This is a genomic window from Bacillus sp. MYb209 (assembly GCF_002975175.1).
Lineage (GTDB): Bacteria > Bacillota > Bacilli > Bacillales > Bacillaceae_G > Bacillus_A.
On the sequence record NZ_PCNZ01000045.1, the window covers coordinates 1 to 16,952 of the forward strand.

Below are 16,952 nucleotides of genomic sequence, written 5' to 3' on the forward strand. Positions count from 1 at the left end.
GTCTCGATGGCTGCTTAGTCTTTTTAATACTGTCTACTTGACAGGGATAAGACCACATATAGGGCCTTTTTAATTTGGGAAGGAAAAGTTACATTTCGATGCACAGAGATTTCTAAATAGAGAATTTCTTTATCTGTGATGGCAAAATTGAATGGGCACCTATAAATTTATTTATTCCACTCCACTTTCTAAAATACAGAAAGATCCATTATTACAATCAATTTCTGCCATTGCGCCGTAAGGCAAAATAAACTTCGGTTCGGTATGGCCGAAATTTAAATTATAAAGAATTGGCAAATCTTCTAAATTATTTTCCTTCATAATCTTAAGTATTGCATGTTTATATTCTTCATAATATTTTTCGTCTTTCGGTTTACCAAAGATAATCCCCTTTGTTTTTTGCAGAATGCCTTGTGCTGCATAATTTCGTAACCAATACTTTATGTAATTTGGTTCTGGATGTTCTTCAGATGTTTCAAAGAAAAGGATACTATTCTCCCAATGTTTTTTCTCAGGCCAAAGTTCTGTTCCTTTTACAAATTCCAGCACTTCAATACAACCACCAATTAAACGCCCTTGTACAGTGGTAGAGCCTTGAAGTAACTCATATCCATTGTTCTGCTGCATTGTTCGTTTTTGATCCTTATTTACCTCTATCCATTCTAAACGCTCACTCGTCCATTCATGAGCTGGTTGAATTTCGCCAATAATCTCATTTGAAAAGAGAGTTCGATTCACAGTTTCAATCGTATATGGATCCATCTCCACATTTTCGGCAAAATCGGTTAAAATAGCTGGACCGTAAAAAGAGGAAATTCCTGCTTTATGACAAAACAAATGTGAAACGGTATCGTCAGAGTAACCCATAAAGATTTTCGGGTTTTCGCGTATAATATTAAAATCAATATAAGGTAGTAAACGGATACTATCTTCTCCGCCAATATTCGTAATAATTGCTTTAACACGAGTATCTTTAAAGGCTGTCATTAAATCCTCCGCACGAGCTTGTGGATTATTATAAAGATATTCGCTACCTTTTAAACTATTTGCCATAGGGACAACTTTAAGGCCGAATACCTCTTCTAATCTCTTTACTCCTTGCTCATAACGCCATCTTAGATTAGCATCACCTGCTCCTCCCCAAGAAGCACTTACTGTTGCGACAACATCTCCTGGCTGTAATCTTTGTGGTTTCATTAACATATTAATTCCGCTCCTACATAATGTAATTAACTACGACTATACAAACCGTAGAGTTGAAGAACATAGTACATGACATTTAATTTCGCCACCATTAACAAATACACCTGCAGTTATTTATGAATCTAACACTATTGCTGAATATAGGAATAAAATACAATAAATCTTTTTATCAAACTTTATATTTAAAAGTTACAGTATGCATCATTGCATGAGAAAGATGGTTGCTATTTCTCACAACCTGTAACTATAATAGTTGCAGGTTGGTCGTATCCAATCAAACAAATAAAATCATCATGAATGGAGATGTTACATAATGGGTATGAAAAAAATAATTTTAGCAGGTGCTTTAGGAATTGCAGCATTATCAGGAACGAATTTACCAGGATTAGAAATAACAAAAGCGAGTGCTGCTTCTATTGAATTGAATTTCTCTACGTTAGAAGGACGAGTAGTAGAAGTGAATAATGGTGTGATTGTTGTGAAATCTAAGCAATATGAGGAACCTGTTAGCGTGTATATTGATTCGCTTTCAAATGTGAAAGTAGGAGACGAAGTAAAAGCTACTGGATCTATGATGCGTAATTTTACGGAATATATGATTGCGACTACAGTTGAAAATACAACAAACAAGTTAGGTATGCATATGAAAGAAGATGGCTCACCTGATTATGTGATTGGGGAAGTGTCAAAAGTAGCAACGGTGGAAGATGAGGTAGCAGGTTCTACTAAATATGTTGTAGTTCAGTATCCATCAGTAAATGGGAAGAAAGCTATTATTGAAGTGTACTTAACGAAGGGACAAGTATTTAATACGGGAGAGAAAGTAAAAATTGATATGAAGTATGTAGGTTGGGGCGGAATTTCTATTAACTACAACACAACGGATCATATTGAAAAAGTTCATGAAGTAAAGAACAACATTGAAAATAATGAGGATGTATGGATCTGGTCTTAATAAAGCGAGTATAAGTCGTTATTTGCAATTTACTCCAAACAATAAATGTAAAAACTAAATGTATCATGCAGTACCCATCAAATTATCATGTGTATGACAATTTGATGGGTATTTTTTGTTTTGTGTTTTTTTTGAGAATAAGGGATTTTCGATTAGAATATGATGTTTAAATCGGAGCGAGTTTAAAAAATACAATAATGAAAGAGGTGTTTATATATGGAGCGAGATGAGAATTATTTACGAGCTAAAAAAAGGGTGGAGAATTTAAAAGCGTTTTACATTCATTTAACGGTCTATATACTAGTTAATCTGATGCTTTTTTTAATAAATGTAAGCTCTGATTCAAGTAAATTATGGTTTTTATATCCACTTGGAGGTTGGGGGATCGGTATCGTTATACACGGTTTGACAACTTTTCCATTTGGGATATTCGGAAAAGAGTGGGAAGAACGAAAGATTAAAGAATATATGGAGAAAGATAAGTAAATTTATTTCTGGAATGTATGAATATAAAAAATAGCAAGTTTCTTTTAGAACATAGCATGTTTATAAAAACTAAACTTAAATCTGCTGGAGAAGAATCCATTTTGATCAAACTTTATTTCGAATCTACATTAATAAGTGTGGGGAGACAGAATGTAGAAGCCAATTAAGAGGATATCAGTTGGAATTAGTGATGATAGTAATAGAAATCTACAAGCTGAAATAGTAATCAATGCCGAGGTATAAGCGGGTATAAAATTTCATATAAATCTCTGTGATCAAATGCTTGATGCGAAGTCTATTCTATGGCTTCGCCTATTTGTTTTTTATTCGAAGTTTGTGCGAGTGAGTGTTCATATTCATTTTTAAGCGTGAATTGCGTGTGAAATCAAAACTTTATTTGTAGTACATAATAAATACAGTTGTTTTACTTTTTTAATTACATGTGGATATAGGATAAAGTTGATTTATCATCCTATATTAAAATAAAAACAAACCACTGTTCGATTTGAATATTCCACGATATAATGGTGAGAGTTTATGACAGAATAAATATTTACATAAGAAGTGAGGTACTGTATGAAAAAAAGAACGACAGACATTATTTTTATTATTATTGGTGCATTTCTTTTTGCGTTAGGTGTGAATTTGTTTGTTATTCCGAACGAGTTTGGTGAAGGCGGAGTAACGGGTATCACGATTATTACCTACTATTTATTTGAATGGTCACCAGGCTTAGTCAACTTAATTTTAAATGCGATTTTGCTAATAGTCGGTTATAAATTCTTAAATAAGATCACAACGATTTATACGATTATTGCTGTAGTTACTAACTCGCTGTTCCTTCATTTGACAGAAGGCTGGACGATTGCTTCAGATGAAATGCTCGTAAATGCCATTTTCGGTGGAATATTTATCGGGTGCGGTATTGGTCTAATCATTCGTGTAGGTGGAACGACAGCAGGGACTACCATCTTAGCGAGGATGACCCATAAGTACTTAGGCTGGAGTATTAGCTACGGTCTACTGTTCTTCGATTTAATCGTTGCGTTTTCATCTTATTTCATCATTGGTGCAGAAAAACTGATGCTGACAATTATTATGTTATATGTAGGAACGAAAGTAATGGAATTTGTAATTGAAGGTTTGAATCCGAAGAAGGCCATTACGATTATTTCTGATAACCCGAATGAAATTGCCCAAAAGGTGACTACTTTAATGGGCAGAGGGGTTACTGTGTATTCAGGTCATGGCTATTACACAAAAACTCCGAAGGAAATTCTTTATATTGTTATTAATAAGCAAGAAGTAGTGAAGCTAAAGCGGATTGTTCAAACTACGGATCCGGCTGCTTTCATCGCTATCCACGATGTTCGTGATGTGTTCGGAGAAGGATTTGTTGATATTTCTAAGGCTTAATAATAGTTAGGAATTGTTTTTTGTTAAAATAATCTTAATACTAAAATGTGAGAATCTATTTTGAATAATCTTTTTTCAAAATAGATTCTTTTTATTTATTAACTTTTATACGAAACGACTGTTTCATAGCATTTTGTTTTTTCTTGCAAAAAATCCAATTGTTTCTTAATGTAAGGATGTAGAAGGATGAACGAGAGAGGGTTTAATGAAGATGATACATATTTTATTAGCTGATGATGATAAGCATATTAGAGAGTTATTACATTACCATTTACAAAAAGAGGGGTTTAAAGTTTTTGAGGCTGAAGATGGAAAGGTAGCTCAAGGCGTATTAGAGAAAGAAAATATTCACCTTGCGATAGTGGATATTATGATGCCGTTTATTGATGGCTATACGTTATGTGAAGAAATTCGGAAGTATCATGATATACCTGTTATTTTATTAACTGCAAAAGATCAGTTAGTTGATAAAGAAAAAGGATTTATTTCTGGTACGGACGATTATATTGTAAAACCGTTTGAGCCAGCTGAAGTGATATTCCGTATGAAAGCTTTATTGCGCCGTTATCAAATGCTTAGCGCTGACATAATAACGCTACACGGAACAACAATTGATCGTAAAGGTGTTGAAGTAAAGTGTAACGGTCAGACGATTTTGCTTCCATTAAAGGAATTTGAATTATTATCACAACTTGCTAGTTATCCTGGAAGAACATTTTCAAGAGAAGAATTAATTGAGTTAGTGTGGGGAATGGACTTTGAAGGGGATGAACGAACAGTTGACGTTCATGTGAAGAGACTAAGAGATCGTTTCTCAAAACGAACTGATGATTTTCAAATTACAACAGTGCGCGGACTCGGTTATAAGTTGGAGTTGAAGTAAGATGAAATCATTATATTCTAGATTTGTTTTTATGACGGTTGGTATTATGCTACTTAGTAGTATAATCGGTTTTTTATTAACAAATGTGTACTATCAAGTGAAGTTAAAACCGTATAATAGTGAAAAGATTTTAATGTATGCTGAGGAAGTAAAATCATTATATGAAAAGCAGAGTGAAGAAAATAAAGAGGCATACTTACAATCTATTGCGAAGTTAGGATATGAAATTTATATTGTAGATGACCAAAAGAATGGAAAGCGTATCGGCAATGCGTTCCGTAAGATAAAGATTAGTGATGATACAGTTCATAAAGTATTGCAAGGTGAAACGTTTAATGGTGTTTCCACATATCCAACTCGTCTCTTTATTACAGGATTTTTTGATAATGAATTAATTAATAGCGTCGGTGTGCCGCTAAAACACGGCGATAAACAGTACGCTTTATTTATTCGTCCTGACATTCAGCAGCAATTTGGTGAGATGAGAATTTTCTTGGCCGTATTACTTGGTTTTATCGTTTTATTAAGTATTATTTTTATAGCGATTGCAGCAGGGTATATTGTGCGTCCTATTCGAACAATTACGAAAGCTACCAAAAAGATTGCAAGTGGTGAATATGATATCGAATTAGATGAAAATCGAAAAGATGAAATCGGTACGCTAGCAACTAATTTTCAAAAGATGACGAAAAGTATTAAAGAATTAGATCAAATGAGACAAGAGTTCGTTTCGAACGTTTCTCATGAATTTCAATCGCCGCTTTCTTCGATACAAGGGTTCTCGAAAACATTACAGTCGGAGAATATGAGCGAAGATGAAAGAAAACATTATTTAAAAATTATTGAGGGCGAAAGTAAGCGAATGTCTAGTTTATGTAAACAGTTACTTACGCTAGCTTCTTTAGATAAAGAAGAGAAAGTTCTACAAATTAAAGAGTTTCACTTACAAAAGCAAATTAAGGACGTCATTTTTATGCTCGAATGGAAATGGCGTGAGAAAGATATAGCCGTTGAATTTGATGTGCCAGACATCGTCATAAAAGGTGATGAAAACTTACTTCATCAAGTATGGAGTAATATTTTTACGAATAGCATTAAGTTTTCAAACGATGGTGGGACAATTGAATTTGTTGTAGAAGAATTAGAATCCAGTATTGTCATTTCTATATCAGATAACGGAATTGGTATGGAAAAAGAAGAAATGGATCGTATATTTGATCGTTTTTACAAAGTAGACACAGCTAGGGCAAGAAACGTAGAAGGAAGCGGCTTAGGATTATCTATCGTGCAGAAAATCGTTGAACTACATAAAGGGACAGTTTCAGTGTTTAGCACGAAAGGGGAAGGGACGACTGTTCGGGTTGAGCTTCCGAAATAAATGAAAAATAAGACAATTTCACAATGGAAATTGTCTTATTTTTTGTTATAAAGCCGCACCTTTCCCGCTCTCTTCCTTAAACCGAAGCCCAAAAGTATCCGCTGTAATTTCATCAGCTTTCGGCAATGAACGTAATTTCGGATGAAGTAGCCATACGAGAGAAATAAATAAAATCCCGATGCTAGCGAGTGCGAAAATGAGTTGGCTACTAAATACATTTGCAGTATATCCACCAATTAAAGAACCAAACGGCATAGCAATTGTGCCCATACTTCGCATGACTGAGTTAATGCGTCCAAGATATTGATTTGGAATTGCAATTTGGCTGATTGTCGCAAATAATATGTTGGTGGCACCAATTGGAATCCAAGCTAGGCCGAATAAGAAAATAGACAGCCATTGAAACGGTACGATCGTAGAGAGAAACCAAAAGAGAGCGCCAGCCGCAAAGCTAATAATGGAGACACGGCCAACATTACGTTTACCAACCCATGAACTGAATAATGCTCCAATGAGACTACCGGCGGATATAGCGGCTAAAAAGAAACCGTATAGTTTTACGCCCCCTAAAGAGTCTGCAAAAGAAGGGAGTATTGCCATTGTCATACCGATAGAAAAATTAGCAACAACTGAACCGATTAAGAAAACGCCCATTAAAGAACGGAAGACGATTGAAAAGCCTTCTTTTAATTCAGAGAAATATTGCTTAGTGGAAAGTGATGTGCCTGTTTCGGTTTGCTTTGGCATTTTTAATGAAAAGAACAAAAGGGCAGTAATCGCGAATGTAAAGGAGTCAATCACATATAAAGTAATTGCGCCAAGTAGTGCTACTAATATTCCTGAAAGAGTTGTGCAAATTAAATCAATACCTTGATACGCAAATGAGAAGAGTGAATTTCCTTTTAATAATTGTGTTTTATTCAGTAGAAGTGGTAAAGCTTTTGACTGTGCGGGATAGGCAAATTGTTCGATAAAGGCTACGATTGGCATAATGATGAGTAGTAGTTGAACTGTTAATAGATCGAAGTAGTGTGTAATAGGAATGATTAAAATAAGAATGCATTGCAGGACTTGTGTGATTACGAGGGTGTATTTTATTGACCATCTATCAACGAATGGACCAGTAAGAAATTGAAGTGCAGAAGGTAATAACGTAAGAAAACCAGCCAATCCAGAATAAAAAGGATTACCACTCAGTTTATATACGAGCCACATCGCTGCTACATAATACAAACTATCTCCTATGTTTGTAAAAATTCTCCCTAAAAATAATAAGAGGAAATTCCGGTTTTTTAATACGTCCACTTTATCTACTCCTTTATAATAAATTTATTCGGTAAAATAAATTTGACCGTTGGTGTAAAAAAAATCGTATTACGATTTTTTTGTAAATGAAATTATATCGACGTTTCGACATGAAATATCGGCTTAACGACAAACAACGACGAGTTTATTTTTCTTCTTTTTTAACAAATCGCTGCATTGCTCGCTCGTCGATTTGTAGTGCAGTAGTAGAAATGTAATAAGATTTACTATTTGGATCTTTATCCGCGTCTTTTGTTATCTCATCTAATTGGTACATCAATTCATAAAACTTTTTCACCCACACTTGAAATTGTTCTGGCGTAGCTTCAAACTCCCACATGGATGAAACATAATTCCACTCAGCAGGGTCTTCACTTACTTTTCGTAATGTAAAAGCTTCTTCAGGTGCAGAGAGAATATGAAGTTTCGTTCTTTCCGTCATTTGTAAAAAGATTTGGCGACCTGATTCGCTTAATATTTCTAAATGAGGTAATAGTTCTGCGGCAGGGGTAAAGCCTTTAGCGACAGATTGATAAAACTTTTGAACGATGCCATTCTTTTCTTCTGTATATACGATTTCTATAAGGCCATTCTTCTCTAATTCTTTTAAATGATAATGAATTTTCGCCCTTGAAATGCCGAATTTCTCAGATAGCAGTTGTCCTGTATAAGGACGTTCGCATAGACGTATCATCATTTCGACACGTAGTGGGTCGCTTATTGCTTTTAGTTGGCTATAAGTAGTTAGTGTTAACATGGGCTTCAAAATGATCAACTCCTTAAATGAAATTACTCGGTCAAGATTATTTGACTGAATTGTATCAAGGATTTTAATTATTTTCAATACTTTCTGAAAATTTAATCTTTCCTCTGTAATCTTCTGTTCATATTCCGTTCATAATTCTTTTTTATGATAAGTGCATAGAAAGTAAGAGGAAGGAGCGAGCGAAATGTTTTTAGCTCTGCGTGAATTAAAACAATCAAAATTAAGATATGGATTAATCGGACTTATTATGGTGTTATTATCATTTTTAGTCCTTGTAATTTCAGGATTAGCAAATGGATTATCATATGATAATGCTTCATCGATTCAAAATATGGAGGCAAATAAGTTTGTATTAGCAGATGATGCGGAAAATAAATTACTTCGTTCACAAATTAAGAAAGAAGATGTAGATAACGTAGTAAATCAAGCAGGCGAGAAAGAGGCAGTTCCGTTTCGTGTGAAAGTTTCAACTTATGAAAAGAAAGATAGTTCGAAAAAAGTTGATGTTGCTATTTTCTCAAGTGAACGTGATTCATTTTTAGAACCGAAAATTGTAAAAGGTGAGAAATTAGGTACAGCAAACAACGAAATGGTTGCTGATGAATCAATTAAAGAAAAAGGAATCGATATTGGGGATACAATTATTGATCCTGTTTCAAAGAAAGAATTTAAAATCGTTGGATTTACGAAAGATCAAATGTTTAGCCATACACCAGTCGTTTATGTAAATGAAGACGTATGGGGCTCTATCTCTCAACCAAATCAAAAAGATTATAGTGCAATTGCGCTTAATACAGATAAAGAAATTAAAAATGCACATGTTATCGACAAAAAAGAAGTATTACAAAGTATTCCAGGATTTAAAGAAGAGCAAGGAACATTAACGATGATCATTGCGTTCTTACTTGTTATCGCTGCGTTACTAATCGGTGTATTCTTCTACGTAATTACGTTGCAAAAAACACAGCAATTAGGTGTACTAAAAGCAATTGGTACGAAAAATTCTTATTTAGCAAATAGCTTAGTCGTGCAGGCATTATTCTTATCAGTTGTTGCGATGGTAATCAGTATTGTTCTTGTACAAGGATTAGAACAAATTTTACCAGCGGGTATGCCGTTCTTATTAACAACACCGATGATTGCACAATATGCAGTAATCTTTATCGTAATTAGTATTTTAGGAACACTTATTTCGTTATATCAAGTATTAAAAGTTGATGCATTAGAAGCAATTGGAGGCGGGATGTAATGACTTCATTATTAAAATTAGACAAAGTAAGTAAAGTGTACGGAGAAGGGAATACTGAAGTAACAGCCCTTCATCCGATGTCGCTTGATGTGAAAGCTGGAGAGTTTATCGGAATCGTCGGTCCTTCTGGATCAGGGAAAAGTACATTATTATCAATCGCGGGTGCATTACTATCACCTTCAAAAGGGGATATTTACATTCGTGAGCAAAATATTACGCAGTTATCAGAAAAGGAAATGACAGATATTCGTTTGAAAAAAATCGGCTTCATTTTCCAGTTTGCAAATCTTGTTCCGTATTTAAATGTAAAAGAACAATTACTTTACATTGCAAAGTTAAAAAAAGACAGCAAACAAGAGTCTGAAAAACGTGCGGATCATTTATTAGCGGCATTTGGATTAGGAGAAAGAAAAAATCATTATCCAAATCAACTATCTGGTGGGGAAAAACAAAGGGTAGCAATCGCTCGTGCTTTCATGAACAACCCAGATTTAATATTAGCTGATGAACCAACTGCAAGCTTAGATTCAAAACGTGCACGTGAAGTTGTTGAAATGATGAAACGTGAAGTGAAAGAAAGCCAAAAAGCAGCAATTATGATTACACATGATGAAAGAATGCTTGATGTATGTGATCGTATATTGACGCTTAGAGACGGACAGTTAATATAAAATTGCAACAACGAAAAAGGACAACAGTACATATAAGCGCTGTTGTCCTTTTTATTAATAATTTAAGATAGTTATAATAGCATTATTTTGAGAAAAACATTTTAATTTTATTGCGCGTTAATAATAAAAGTCCACCTATAATTGATAACATTCCTAGAGGCACGTTACTTGATTGCTCACTACCAGCGTTAGGAAGTTCTCTAGCATTGTTTTTCGTTTGAGCATTCGTAGTACCAGTACTAGCTGGCGTTTGTTTAGACAATTCGTTTACTTGTGTGTCTACATTTTGCTTCGTTGTATGTAACTCAGCTAATTTGTCGTCAATTTTTTTCTCAGTATGTTTAAAATCATTTATTTTAATATCTAAGTCTTGTTTTTTCTTTGTTAAATCGTCTGAAACAGTTTGTTTCGCTTGTTTGATTTCGTTCAATTTATTTATTAAGTCCTGTCTAGCTTCTTGTAACTCAGCAAGTTTGTTTTTCACATCTTGTTTAGCTAGTTCTAAGTTAGATGAAAGACTATCTAAATTTTGTTTAATTTTCTTAAGTTCCTCTAACGTGTTCCCGGTATTCGGCTTATTTTCTTTAATTTCAGCAAGTTTGTCCTCTGCAGTTTGTTTCGCTTTCTTTAACTCAGCTAATGTTTCATCTACATGTTTTTTAACCTGCTTAAGTTCATTAACCTTCTGATCGATGTTCTCTTTATGCTGCTTAATTTCATTAACCTTTTCATCAACAGTTTGTTTATGCTCTTTAATCTCATTAACCTTTTCATCAACAGTTTGCTTATGCTCTTTAATTTCAGCAACTTTTTCATCTACTTGCTTTTTATGCTCTTTAATTTCAGCGATTTTCTCATCGGCAATTTGTTTGTCTTGCTGAAGTTTTGCATCTAACTCTTGTTTATGTTGTTTAATCTCGCCGATTTTTTCGTCAGCAACTTGTTTATGCTGCTGCAGTTCATTCGCTTTTTCATCGACAGTTTGCTTAACTTGGTTAAGTTCATGTAACGTTTGATCCACATTTTCTTTGTGTTGCTGCAATTTCGCATCTAACTCTTGTCTATGTTGCTTAATTTCAGCTAATCGATCTCCCGTACTTTGCCCAGCAGGAGCATCATTTACTTCTGCATGAGTAGGGGTAGATCCCGCAATCATCGCTAAAGCTAGTGTAGACGCAGCGATTGTTTGTTTTGTTTTCATATTTTTGTACCTCTTTTCTATGAATGACCTCTATTGTGTAAAATTGAGCATATAAAAGTAGATTATTATATCATTATATACCATCTGCGACGCCCAGAGGAATTATTTTCATAATAATCTATGACTACTATTAAACTTTCTTTTTTAGCTATGGAGTAGGGGGCTAAAAGACATCAACGTACGGAAGATAGACCTTCAGCAATATGAACAATTTCTTTTATAGTAGGGTTTACTTTCTCACTATCGTTAATAATAAATAAATAAATAATCTGCCTCATTTTCTATTGGATCCACTACATCTTCATGTAGAGATTCAGCCTGTTGCCGAACGAGTACTTCTTCAAAATTGGAATATCTACCTCTAAATATATTTGTATTTCGTTCACTACGAGTCACTCTCTTATAAAGAACGTCATCTGGAATATCAAAATGAACTAATATACGTACATATTCTTCGGTCTTAAACAATTCATTTAGCAAATACATTCTTCCATTTCGGCTTCTATTTGAGTTGCAAATAATAAGGTGTGAATTTGTATGCTCTTTTGCATAGTCAACAATGAACTTTGAAAGACCGTGCTTCAATGTATTCGGTCCTTTTGTTGGCTGCAATTTTTCATAATACGTGTTAATAAATTCAGCGTGGTTATCTTGATCCATAATAAAAGAGTTATGTAACTCTTTTTCTAGCGCTTTTGCAAATGTAGTTTTTCCGCTGTGTGTTTTTCCTACTGTAATGATGACTAATCTTTTCATGACGGCCTCCGTTAATATTCCTTTTATAGAGTATTAAATAGGAATATTCTGTCTGAACTAAAATATTCCTTCTAGAAAACAAACAAATTGTTGAAATGACAGGGAATGTATCGATATAAATCGTTTAAAAGGTAAGCGTCAAATCTTCCCCACCTACAATTTGTAAATAACCCATGAGATAATCTCCTTACATACTACATGTGGAGGTTTTTCTATGAAAAAACAGCCCTATATTCAGTTGCAGAGCTAATGTTCGAGTGATAAAAATGGAGAATGTAAAATATAGCGAAACGAAAAATCTACGTCTTTTTATATCTTTTTTAATTATTTGCACCAGAACCCAATAAACCCTTAAATAAAGTCAATTAAGTTGACTTTATTTAAGGGTTTATTGTACTATGCACAATATAGTCAATCAAGTTGAGACGCGGTTGCAGTATGAAGGAGGTTTTCAAATGAAAGTGGAAGTGTGGTCAGACATTGCTTGTCCATTCTGTTATATTGGGAAACGTCGTATCGAAGCAGGACTTGAGCACTTTGTCCATAAAGATCAAGTACAAATTGTTTACAAAAGCTTTCAACTGAATGAAAGCGCGAAGAAAGATACGGAGTACGATGCGCTTTCCGCCAGATCTGGAATGAGCCGGGAAGCGGCAAAGGAGATACACGAGAGGCTTGCCAAACAGGCTGAAGCAGAGGGCTTGGACCTTAGATTTGATACGCTTCAGCTGACAAATACGTTAGACGCTCACCGTCTGCTTCACTTTGCGGCGCAGCATGGCAAAAATAATGAGGTAGCCGAGCTGTTGTTCAAAGTTTATTTTACCGAATGCAAGCATGTTGGCCGTCATGAAACGTTGATTACGATTGCCACCGAAGCAGGGCTTGATCCGAAAGCTACAGAGGAGATGCTGGCAAGCGATCAGTTCACCGATGAAGTGCGGGCGGATCATCTCGAGGGCATTCGTTTGGGGGTAAGTGGCGTACCGTTTTACGTCATCGATCGCAAATATGCTGTTTCCGGCGCGCAGCCGGCGAATGTGTTTCTCGAAGCACTTGAGAAAACATGGGCCGAATCACAGTCATCAACTGTGCTGAACCCCACTTCAGTCGAAGCGGATCCAGTTTGTGAGAATGGCGTTTGCAAGAACGAGTAGTGTGCAGGGCAATGGATCTTTTTTCAACGAGAGGGAAAATTATTGTTCTGACCGAACGTGGTTGTTGCGGCCCGCCCAGGTTCGCGTAAAACTTGGAAGGTTATTTCGTCTGCATGAAGGATAGTTCGAGTAAGTAGATGTTCATGCATTCTTTCATACAAAGCACCATGACAGCACGAACAACCCTGTTCCTCATTTGGTAAACGATATTCAATCGTTTCAACTGGAAGGTTTTGGACAGACGCATCCCTATGACCGCTGAAAATGCACTAAACTATGGATTGGTCGATAAAATACTGGCGCGCCAGCCATAAGGAGTGCGGAAATATGGAGCATGAGACGAAGAGTGTTTATTCTGTAGAGTACGAAATGGCTAAAGTTATATTTTATAAAAAGGTTTTAGCTTTTAGTTTTGATGATGCGAAAAGCCAAGTTCGTCAGCAATATCCTGATGTGCATATTCGGGCAGTTGCGATTATGGATAATTTGAAAGTTGAAGAGAAAGGGTTATAACTTGACAAAAAAATATAAATATGCTATAATTTACCAAACGTAAAATTAGTTGTATAATAGGGTTCTCCTGGCCAGGGGAACCCTATTTTTGTTGTGAAAATGAAGGAGTGTATGTCCATGAAACAAGGTGAAGCAAGTGTAACGTCGTTAGTATCAGCTTTCGGAAGGGCGTATCATAGTGAATTTGATAATCCTAAAATCTTTGATGATTATGTAGCTAAAGATTTAATTTCACAAAAAGAGCGTAACAATATTGAAATGAATATGGTTCAAGGGATACATTTTTTCAATAAAGACATTGCAGAGCGGTTTCAAGATAATCAAAAAGAAATATTAAAATGGATTACGCAAGTTCAGTTATCACCAACACCTTTAGCACGTGCAGCATATTGCGAAAGAGTATTACTACATGAAATTACACTAGGCGCAAAACAATACGCCATACTTGGTGCAGGCTTAGACACGTTCAGTTTTAGACACCGAGAATTAGAAAATAAAATAGAAATATTTGAAATTGATCACCCTGCTACGCAACAGTTTAAGAAGAGAAGAATAGAAGAAGCAGAGCTTGAAATTCCAAATAACCTTCATTTTGTTGCAATGGATTTTACGAAAGGATTTTCCTATGAACAGTTACGCAATGAAGGCTTTGAAAATACAAAGACTTTCTTTAGTCTTTTAGGTGTTACGTATTATTTAACGAAAGAGGAATTTTCCAGTTTAATAGAATATTTATTCGAGTTGGTTCCGGTAGGGAGTTCCATCGTTTTCGATTATCCTGATGAAAACTTATTTACGGAAAAAGGACTGTCCAATCGAGTTGAAAACATGGTGAAAATGGCTGCGGTAGGCGGTGAACCGATGAAATCGTGTTTCTCTTACGGAGAAATGGAAGCACTGTTAGAGAAGTCCGGTTTACTCATTTATGAGCACTTATCACCAGAGGACATTAATAAATTATATTTTGAGGGACGAAACGATTATTTAGAAGCTTTTGAGACGGTGTATTATGTTCATGCGGTGAAGAAGTAGATAATTATTAGTGTGGATTTGGAATAAAGTCACGATGTTTTAAAAAAGACGCGATGTTTTGAATAAAGTTTCGACTTTTCTAAAAAAGATGAACCGAAATATCTTAATAAAGAAGAGGTTTTGTTTTTTTATTGTACACATGGAGCAGTTTACTTTAATAGTTAGATTAAAATAAACTGTGATATGATTAGTATTGGATTTATTAATAAGGGGGTTTTTAAATGACGCCAGAACAAATTGTTAGAAAATTTTTTGAAGAAGTACGTTCAGGGAATAATCCTGACTATTCAAATCAATTAATGGCAGAAAAAGTATTGGCACATCAAATTGTATCTGAAGAAGAACAAACAGTTTACAGAACGCCTAGAGATTATGCTGAACATGTAAGAGAGATGATTGAAGTATATGGTAATTTTTCTTTAGAAATTCAAGAATTTTTAGTACAAGGAAGTAAAGTATATGTACGTTGGAAACAAGTAGGTATACACCTAGGAGAAATCGATGGATATCAACCTACAGGACTCCCAATAATTCAAATGGCAAGTGCGGTGTATAGAATAGAAGATGGGAAAATTTCAGAGTATTGGATTCAAATTGATAGGTCAGGAATTCAAAATCAATTAGAGTGCAATAAAAATATTCAGTAGTTAATTTTTAAGAGTAATAGAAAAATAAAAGCACTAAAAAAAACCTGTTAACAACATCTTGTTAAGCGGAGTGCTTCTGTTGAATAAGGGGTACAAAACGATTACACTTTTTTCTAAAAGAATCATTCAAATTATCACAAGAAGAGCATGTTTTGATCGATCTTTTTTAAAATACGCTCTTTTCTTTTGTTCGTTTATTCAGGTTAATGTCATTATTTCGATTAAACTTTATTTTAAAGCTACAATTAGGCATGGGGAGAAATCTCTGTGTCTCTTTTTTATGGAAAAAGGAAATGAGATGTAGTGATGGAAAGTATAATGATATGTATATTACTACATGGTTTAAATCTATATTTCATCTAAATGTATTAGTTATTTGTATCACCACTTAAAGCTCCAATAATTCAATTAAATATTAATCACTGTTTTGTGGAAACTAAAGGAAAGGAGAAATAAAAGATGTTGAAATTACAAGGAAAATACAATGAAGCGAAAGTGTTTACTACTAATGTCGAAGAAACTACAGCAGGTCAAATTATTCCAATTAATATGAGAGACGGTTCAATTATTGCATTTGGTAAAGGAAATGCAGATTGGAACTTTTCTGGACCACATGGAGCGGAGTGTATTATGAGCCGTAAGAAGGCTAAAGAAGTACTTAACTTAGAGGATTTTCAAAATACAATGACAGCGGTTTGGACTACATCTGTTGCAGAAAGCACTTTAGATGAAGCTCCAATGGTTTATAAGCCAATGAATGAAATTGTTGAGAATACAAAAGAAACAATCGATATCAAACATATTATTAAGCCAATGAATGAAATTGTTGAGAATACAAAAGAAACAATCGATATCAAACATATTATTAAGCCAATGAATGAAATTGTTGAGAATACAAAAGAAACAATCGATATCAAACATATTATTAAGCCAATGAATGAAATTGTTGAGAATACAAAAGAAACAATCGATATCAAACATATTATTAAGCCAATTTACAATTTTAAAGCGAACTAAAAGAGGAGTAACGTTTATTGTAATGAGATATAGTGCTGGAAAGTATTGAGTATATTGCTATTGGAAGTAGGGGGATTGTGAAGAATAATTTAAATGTTTATATAGGGGTAGTTGCACACATCCATCAACTTAAGGATTTAGACTATTCTTGAAGTTAAAAGCACGTTACTATTCTCTTATGTTAATAAGAAAGGGTGACGTGCTTTTTATGAATATGCATCAAAAACAAGAGTTGTCTTTATTTGCCGAAGAGTTATATCGCTATATGTCTCCCGCTACACTTAATCAATTAGCTATAGAAGCAGGCGGAATGAAAC

The 16,952-nt window shown here is 34.5% G+C and carries 16 protein-coding genes and 2 pseudogenes; 12 read left to right on the plus strand and 6 right to left on the minus strand.

Annotated features, from left to right (window positions below):
* Positions 1 to 171: 171 nt before the first annotated feature.
* A complete protein-coding gene (locus CQZ94_RS28170) occupies positions 172 to 1,203 on the minus strand; it encodes a S66 family peptidase (RefSeq protein WP_105588106.1) in 1,032 nt (343 codons plus the stop codon).
* Between the two features lie 313 nt (positions 1,204 to 1,516).
* Between CQZ94_RS28170 and CQZ94_RS28175 the strand changes: the two genes are divergently transcribed.
* From CQZ94_RS28175 to CQZ94_RS28195, 5 genes are all read left to right on the plus strand, one after another.
* The gene (locus CQZ94_RS28175; protein WP_105588120.1) at positions 1,517 to 2,158 is read left to right on the plus strand and encodes an ATP F0F1 synthase subunit alpha; all 642 of its coding nucleotides are present in this window, start codon (positions 1,517 to 1,519) and stop codon (positions 2,156 to 2,158) included.
* Positions 2,159 to 2,374: 216 nt separating this feature from the next.
* Positions 2,375 to 2,644, plus strand: coding sequence for a 2TM domain-containing protein (locus tag CQZ94_RS28180; RefSeq protein WP_105588107.1), 270 nt, complete (start codon positions 2,375 to 2,377; stop codon positions 2,642 to 2,644).
* 576 nt (positions 2,645 to 3,220) lie between these two features.
* Positions 3,221 to 4,060, plus strand: a complete 840-nt coding sequence (locus CQZ94_RS28185; RefSeq protein ID WP_105588108.1) for a YitT family protein — start codon at positions 3,221 to 3,223, stop codon at positions 4,058 to 4,060.
* Between the two features lie 205 nt (positions 4,061 to 4,265).
* Positions 4,266 to 4,943, plus strand: coding sequence for a response regulator transcription factor (locus tag CQZ94_RS28190; protein WP_105588109.1), 678 nt, complete (start codon positions 4,266 to 4,268; stop codon positions 4,941 to 4,943).
* 1 nt (position 4,944) lies between these two features.
* On the plus strand, positions 4,945 to 6,321 hold the full coding sequence (locus tag CQZ94_RS28195) for a sensor histidine kinase (RefSeq protein WP_105588110.1): 1,377 nt from the start codon (positions 4,945 to 4,947) through the stop codon (positions 6,319 to 6,321).
* A 45-nt stretch (positions 6,322 to 6,366) separates the two neighbouring features.
* On the opposite strand, the gene CQZ94_RS28200 is transcribed toward CQZ94_RS28195, so the two are convergent.
* On the minus strand, positions 6,367 to 7,626 hold the full coding sequence (locus tag CQZ94_RS28200; RefSeq protein WP_105588111.1) for an MFS transporter: 1,260 nt from the start codon (positions 7,624 to 7,626) through the stop codon (positions 6,367 to 6,369).
* A 145-nt stretch (positions 7,627 to 7,771) separates the two neighbouring features.
* A complete protein-coding gene (locus CQZ94_RS28205; protein WP_105588112.1) occupies positions 7,772 to 8,392 on the minus strand; it encodes an ArsR/SmtB family transcription factor in 621 nt (206 codons plus the stop codon).
* A 184-nt stretch (positions 8,393 to 8,576) separates the two neighbouring features.
* Here CQZ94_RS28205 and CQZ94_RS28210 point away from each other — a divergent pair, with 184 nt between their 5' ends.
* Entirely contained in the window at positions 8,577 to 9,641 is a 1,065-nt protein-coding gene (locus tag CQZ94_RS28210; RefSeq protein WP_105588113.1) for an ABC transporter permease, read from the plus strand.
* Complete coding sequence (locus CQZ94_RS28215) at positions 9,641 to 10,312, plus strand: ABC transporter ATP-binding protein (protein ID WP_105588114.1); 672 nt, start codon at positions 9,641 to 9,643, stop codon at positions 10,310 to 10,312. The genes CQZ94_RS28210 and CQZ94_RS28215 overlap by 1 nt, the downstream gene beginning before the upstream one ends.
* Before the next feature lie 82 nt (positions 10,313 to 10,394).
* On the opposite strand, the gene CQZ94_RS28220 is transcribed toward CQZ94_RS28215, so the two are convergent.
* On the minus strand, positions 10,395 to 11,513 hold the full coding sequence (locus CQZ94_RS28220) for an LPXTG cell wall anchor domain-containing protein (RefSeq protein ID WP_105588115.1): 1,119 nt from the start codon (positions 11,511 to 11,513) through the stop codon (positions 10,395 to 10,397).
* Positions 11,514 to 11,686: 173 nt separating this feature from the next.
* Positions 11,687 to 12,269 (minus strand): annotated as a pseudogene (locus CQZ94_RS28225) (AAA family ATPase).
* Between the two features lie 455 nt (positions 12,270 to 12,724).
* On the opposite strand from CQZ94_RS28225, the gene CQZ94_RS28230 reads away from it, so the two are divergent.
* Positions 12,725 to 13,426 (plus strand): DsbA family oxidoreductase, encoded by a 702-nt coding sequence (locus CQZ94_RS28230; protein WP_105588116.1) that lies wholly within the window; start codon positions 12,725 to 12,727, stop codon positions 13,424 to 13,426.
* A gap of 59 nt (positions 13,427 to 13,485) precedes the next feature.
* On the opposite strand, the pseudogene CQZ94_RS32595 reads toward CQZ94_RS28230, so the two are convergent.
* Positions 13,486 to 13,683, minus strand: a pseudogene (locus CQZ94_RS32595) (hypothetical protein); the annotation flags it as partial.
* A gap of 70 nt (positions 13,684 to 13,753) precedes the next feature.
* Between CQZ94_RS32595 and CQZ94_RS28240 the strand changes: the two are divergent.
* From CQZ94_RS28240 to CQZ94_RS32500, 4 genes are all read left to right on the plus strand, one after another.
* Positions 13,754 to 13,939, plus strand: coding sequence for a hypothetical protein (locus tag CQZ94_RS28240; RefSeq protein ID WP_105588117.1), 186 nt, complete (start codon positions 13,754 to 13,756; stop codon positions 13,937 to 13,939).
* Between the two features lie 117 nt (positions 13,940 to 14,056).
* A complete protein-coding gene (locus CQZ94_RS28245; RefSeq protein WP_142395957.1) occupies positions 14,057 to 14,971 on the plus strand; it encodes a class I SAM-dependent methyltransferase in 915 nt (304 codons plus the stop codon).
* Between the two features lie 221 nt (positions 14,972 to 15,192).
* Positions 15,193 to 15,618, plus strand: coding sequence for an ester cyclase (locus tag CQZ94_RS28250; RefSeq protein WP_105588119.1), 426 nt, complete (start codon positions 15,193 to 15,195; stop codon positions 15,616 to 15,618).
* A 459-nt stretch (positions 15,619 to 16,077) separates the two neighbouring features.
* On the plus strand, positions 16,078 to 16,635 hold the full coding sequence (locus CQZ94_RS32500; RefSeq protein WP_374954560.1) for an RtcB family protein: 558 nt from the start codon (positions 16,078 to 16,080) through the stop codon (positions 16,633 to 16,635).
* Positions 16,636 to 16,952: the final 317 nt, after the last annotated feature.

Coding starts and splice junctions, on each gene's coding strand:
- CQZ94_RS28170 (WP_105588106.1), bottom strand. CDS start 1,203: ATGTTAATGAAACCACAAAGATTACAGCCAGGAGATGTTGTCGCAACA.
- CQZ94_RS28175 (WP_105588120.1), top strand. CDS start 1,517: ATGGGTATGAAAAAAATAATTTTAGCAGGTGCTTTAGGAATTGCAGCA.
- CQZ94_RS28180 (WP_105588107.1), top strand. CDS start 2,375: ATGGAGCGAGATGAGAATTATTTACGAGCTAAAAAAAGGGTGGAGAAT.
- CQZ94_RS28185 (WP_105588108.1), top strand. CDS start 3,221: ATGAAAAAAAGAACGACAGACATTATTTTTATTATTATTGGTGCATTT.
- CQZ94_RS28190 (WP_105588109.1), top strand. CDS start 4,266: ATGAAGATGATACATATTTTATTAGCTGATGATGATAAGCATATTAGA.
- CQZ94_RS28195 (WP_105588110.1), top strand. CDS start 4,945: ATGAAATCATTATATTCTAGATTTGTTTTTATGACGGTTGGTATTATG.
- CQZ94_RS28210 (WP_105588113.1), top strand. CDS start 8,577: ATGTTTTTAGCTCTGCGTGAATTAAAACAATCAAAATTAAGATATGGA.
- CQZ94_RS28215 (WP_105588114.1), top strand. CDS start 9,641: ATGACTTCATTATTAAAATTAGACAAAGTAAGTAAAGTGTACGGAGAA.
- CQZ94_RS28220 (WP_105588115.1), bottom strand. CDS start 11,513: ATGAAAACAAAACAAACAATCGCTGCGTCTACACTAGCTTTAGCGATG.
- CQZ94_RS28230 (WP_105588116.1), top strand. CDS start 12,725: ATGAAAGTGGAAGTGTGGTCAGACATTGCTTGTCCATTCTGTTATATT.
- CQZ94_RS28240 (WP_105588117.1), top strand. CDS start 13,754: ATGGAGCATGAGACGAAGAGTGTTTATTCTGTAGAGTACGAAATGGCT.
- CQZ94_RS28245 (WP_142395957.1), top strand. CDS start 14,057: ATGAAACAAGGTGAAGCAAGTGTAACGTCGTTAGTATCAGCTTTCGGA.
- CQZ94_RS28250 (WP_105588119.1), top strand. CDS start 15,193: ATGACGCCAGAACAAATTGTTAGAAAATTTTTTGAAGAAGTACGTTCA.
- CQZ94_RS32500 (WP_374954560.1), top strand. CDS start 16,078: ATGTTGAAATTACAAGGAAAATACAATGAAGCGAAAGTGTTTACTACT.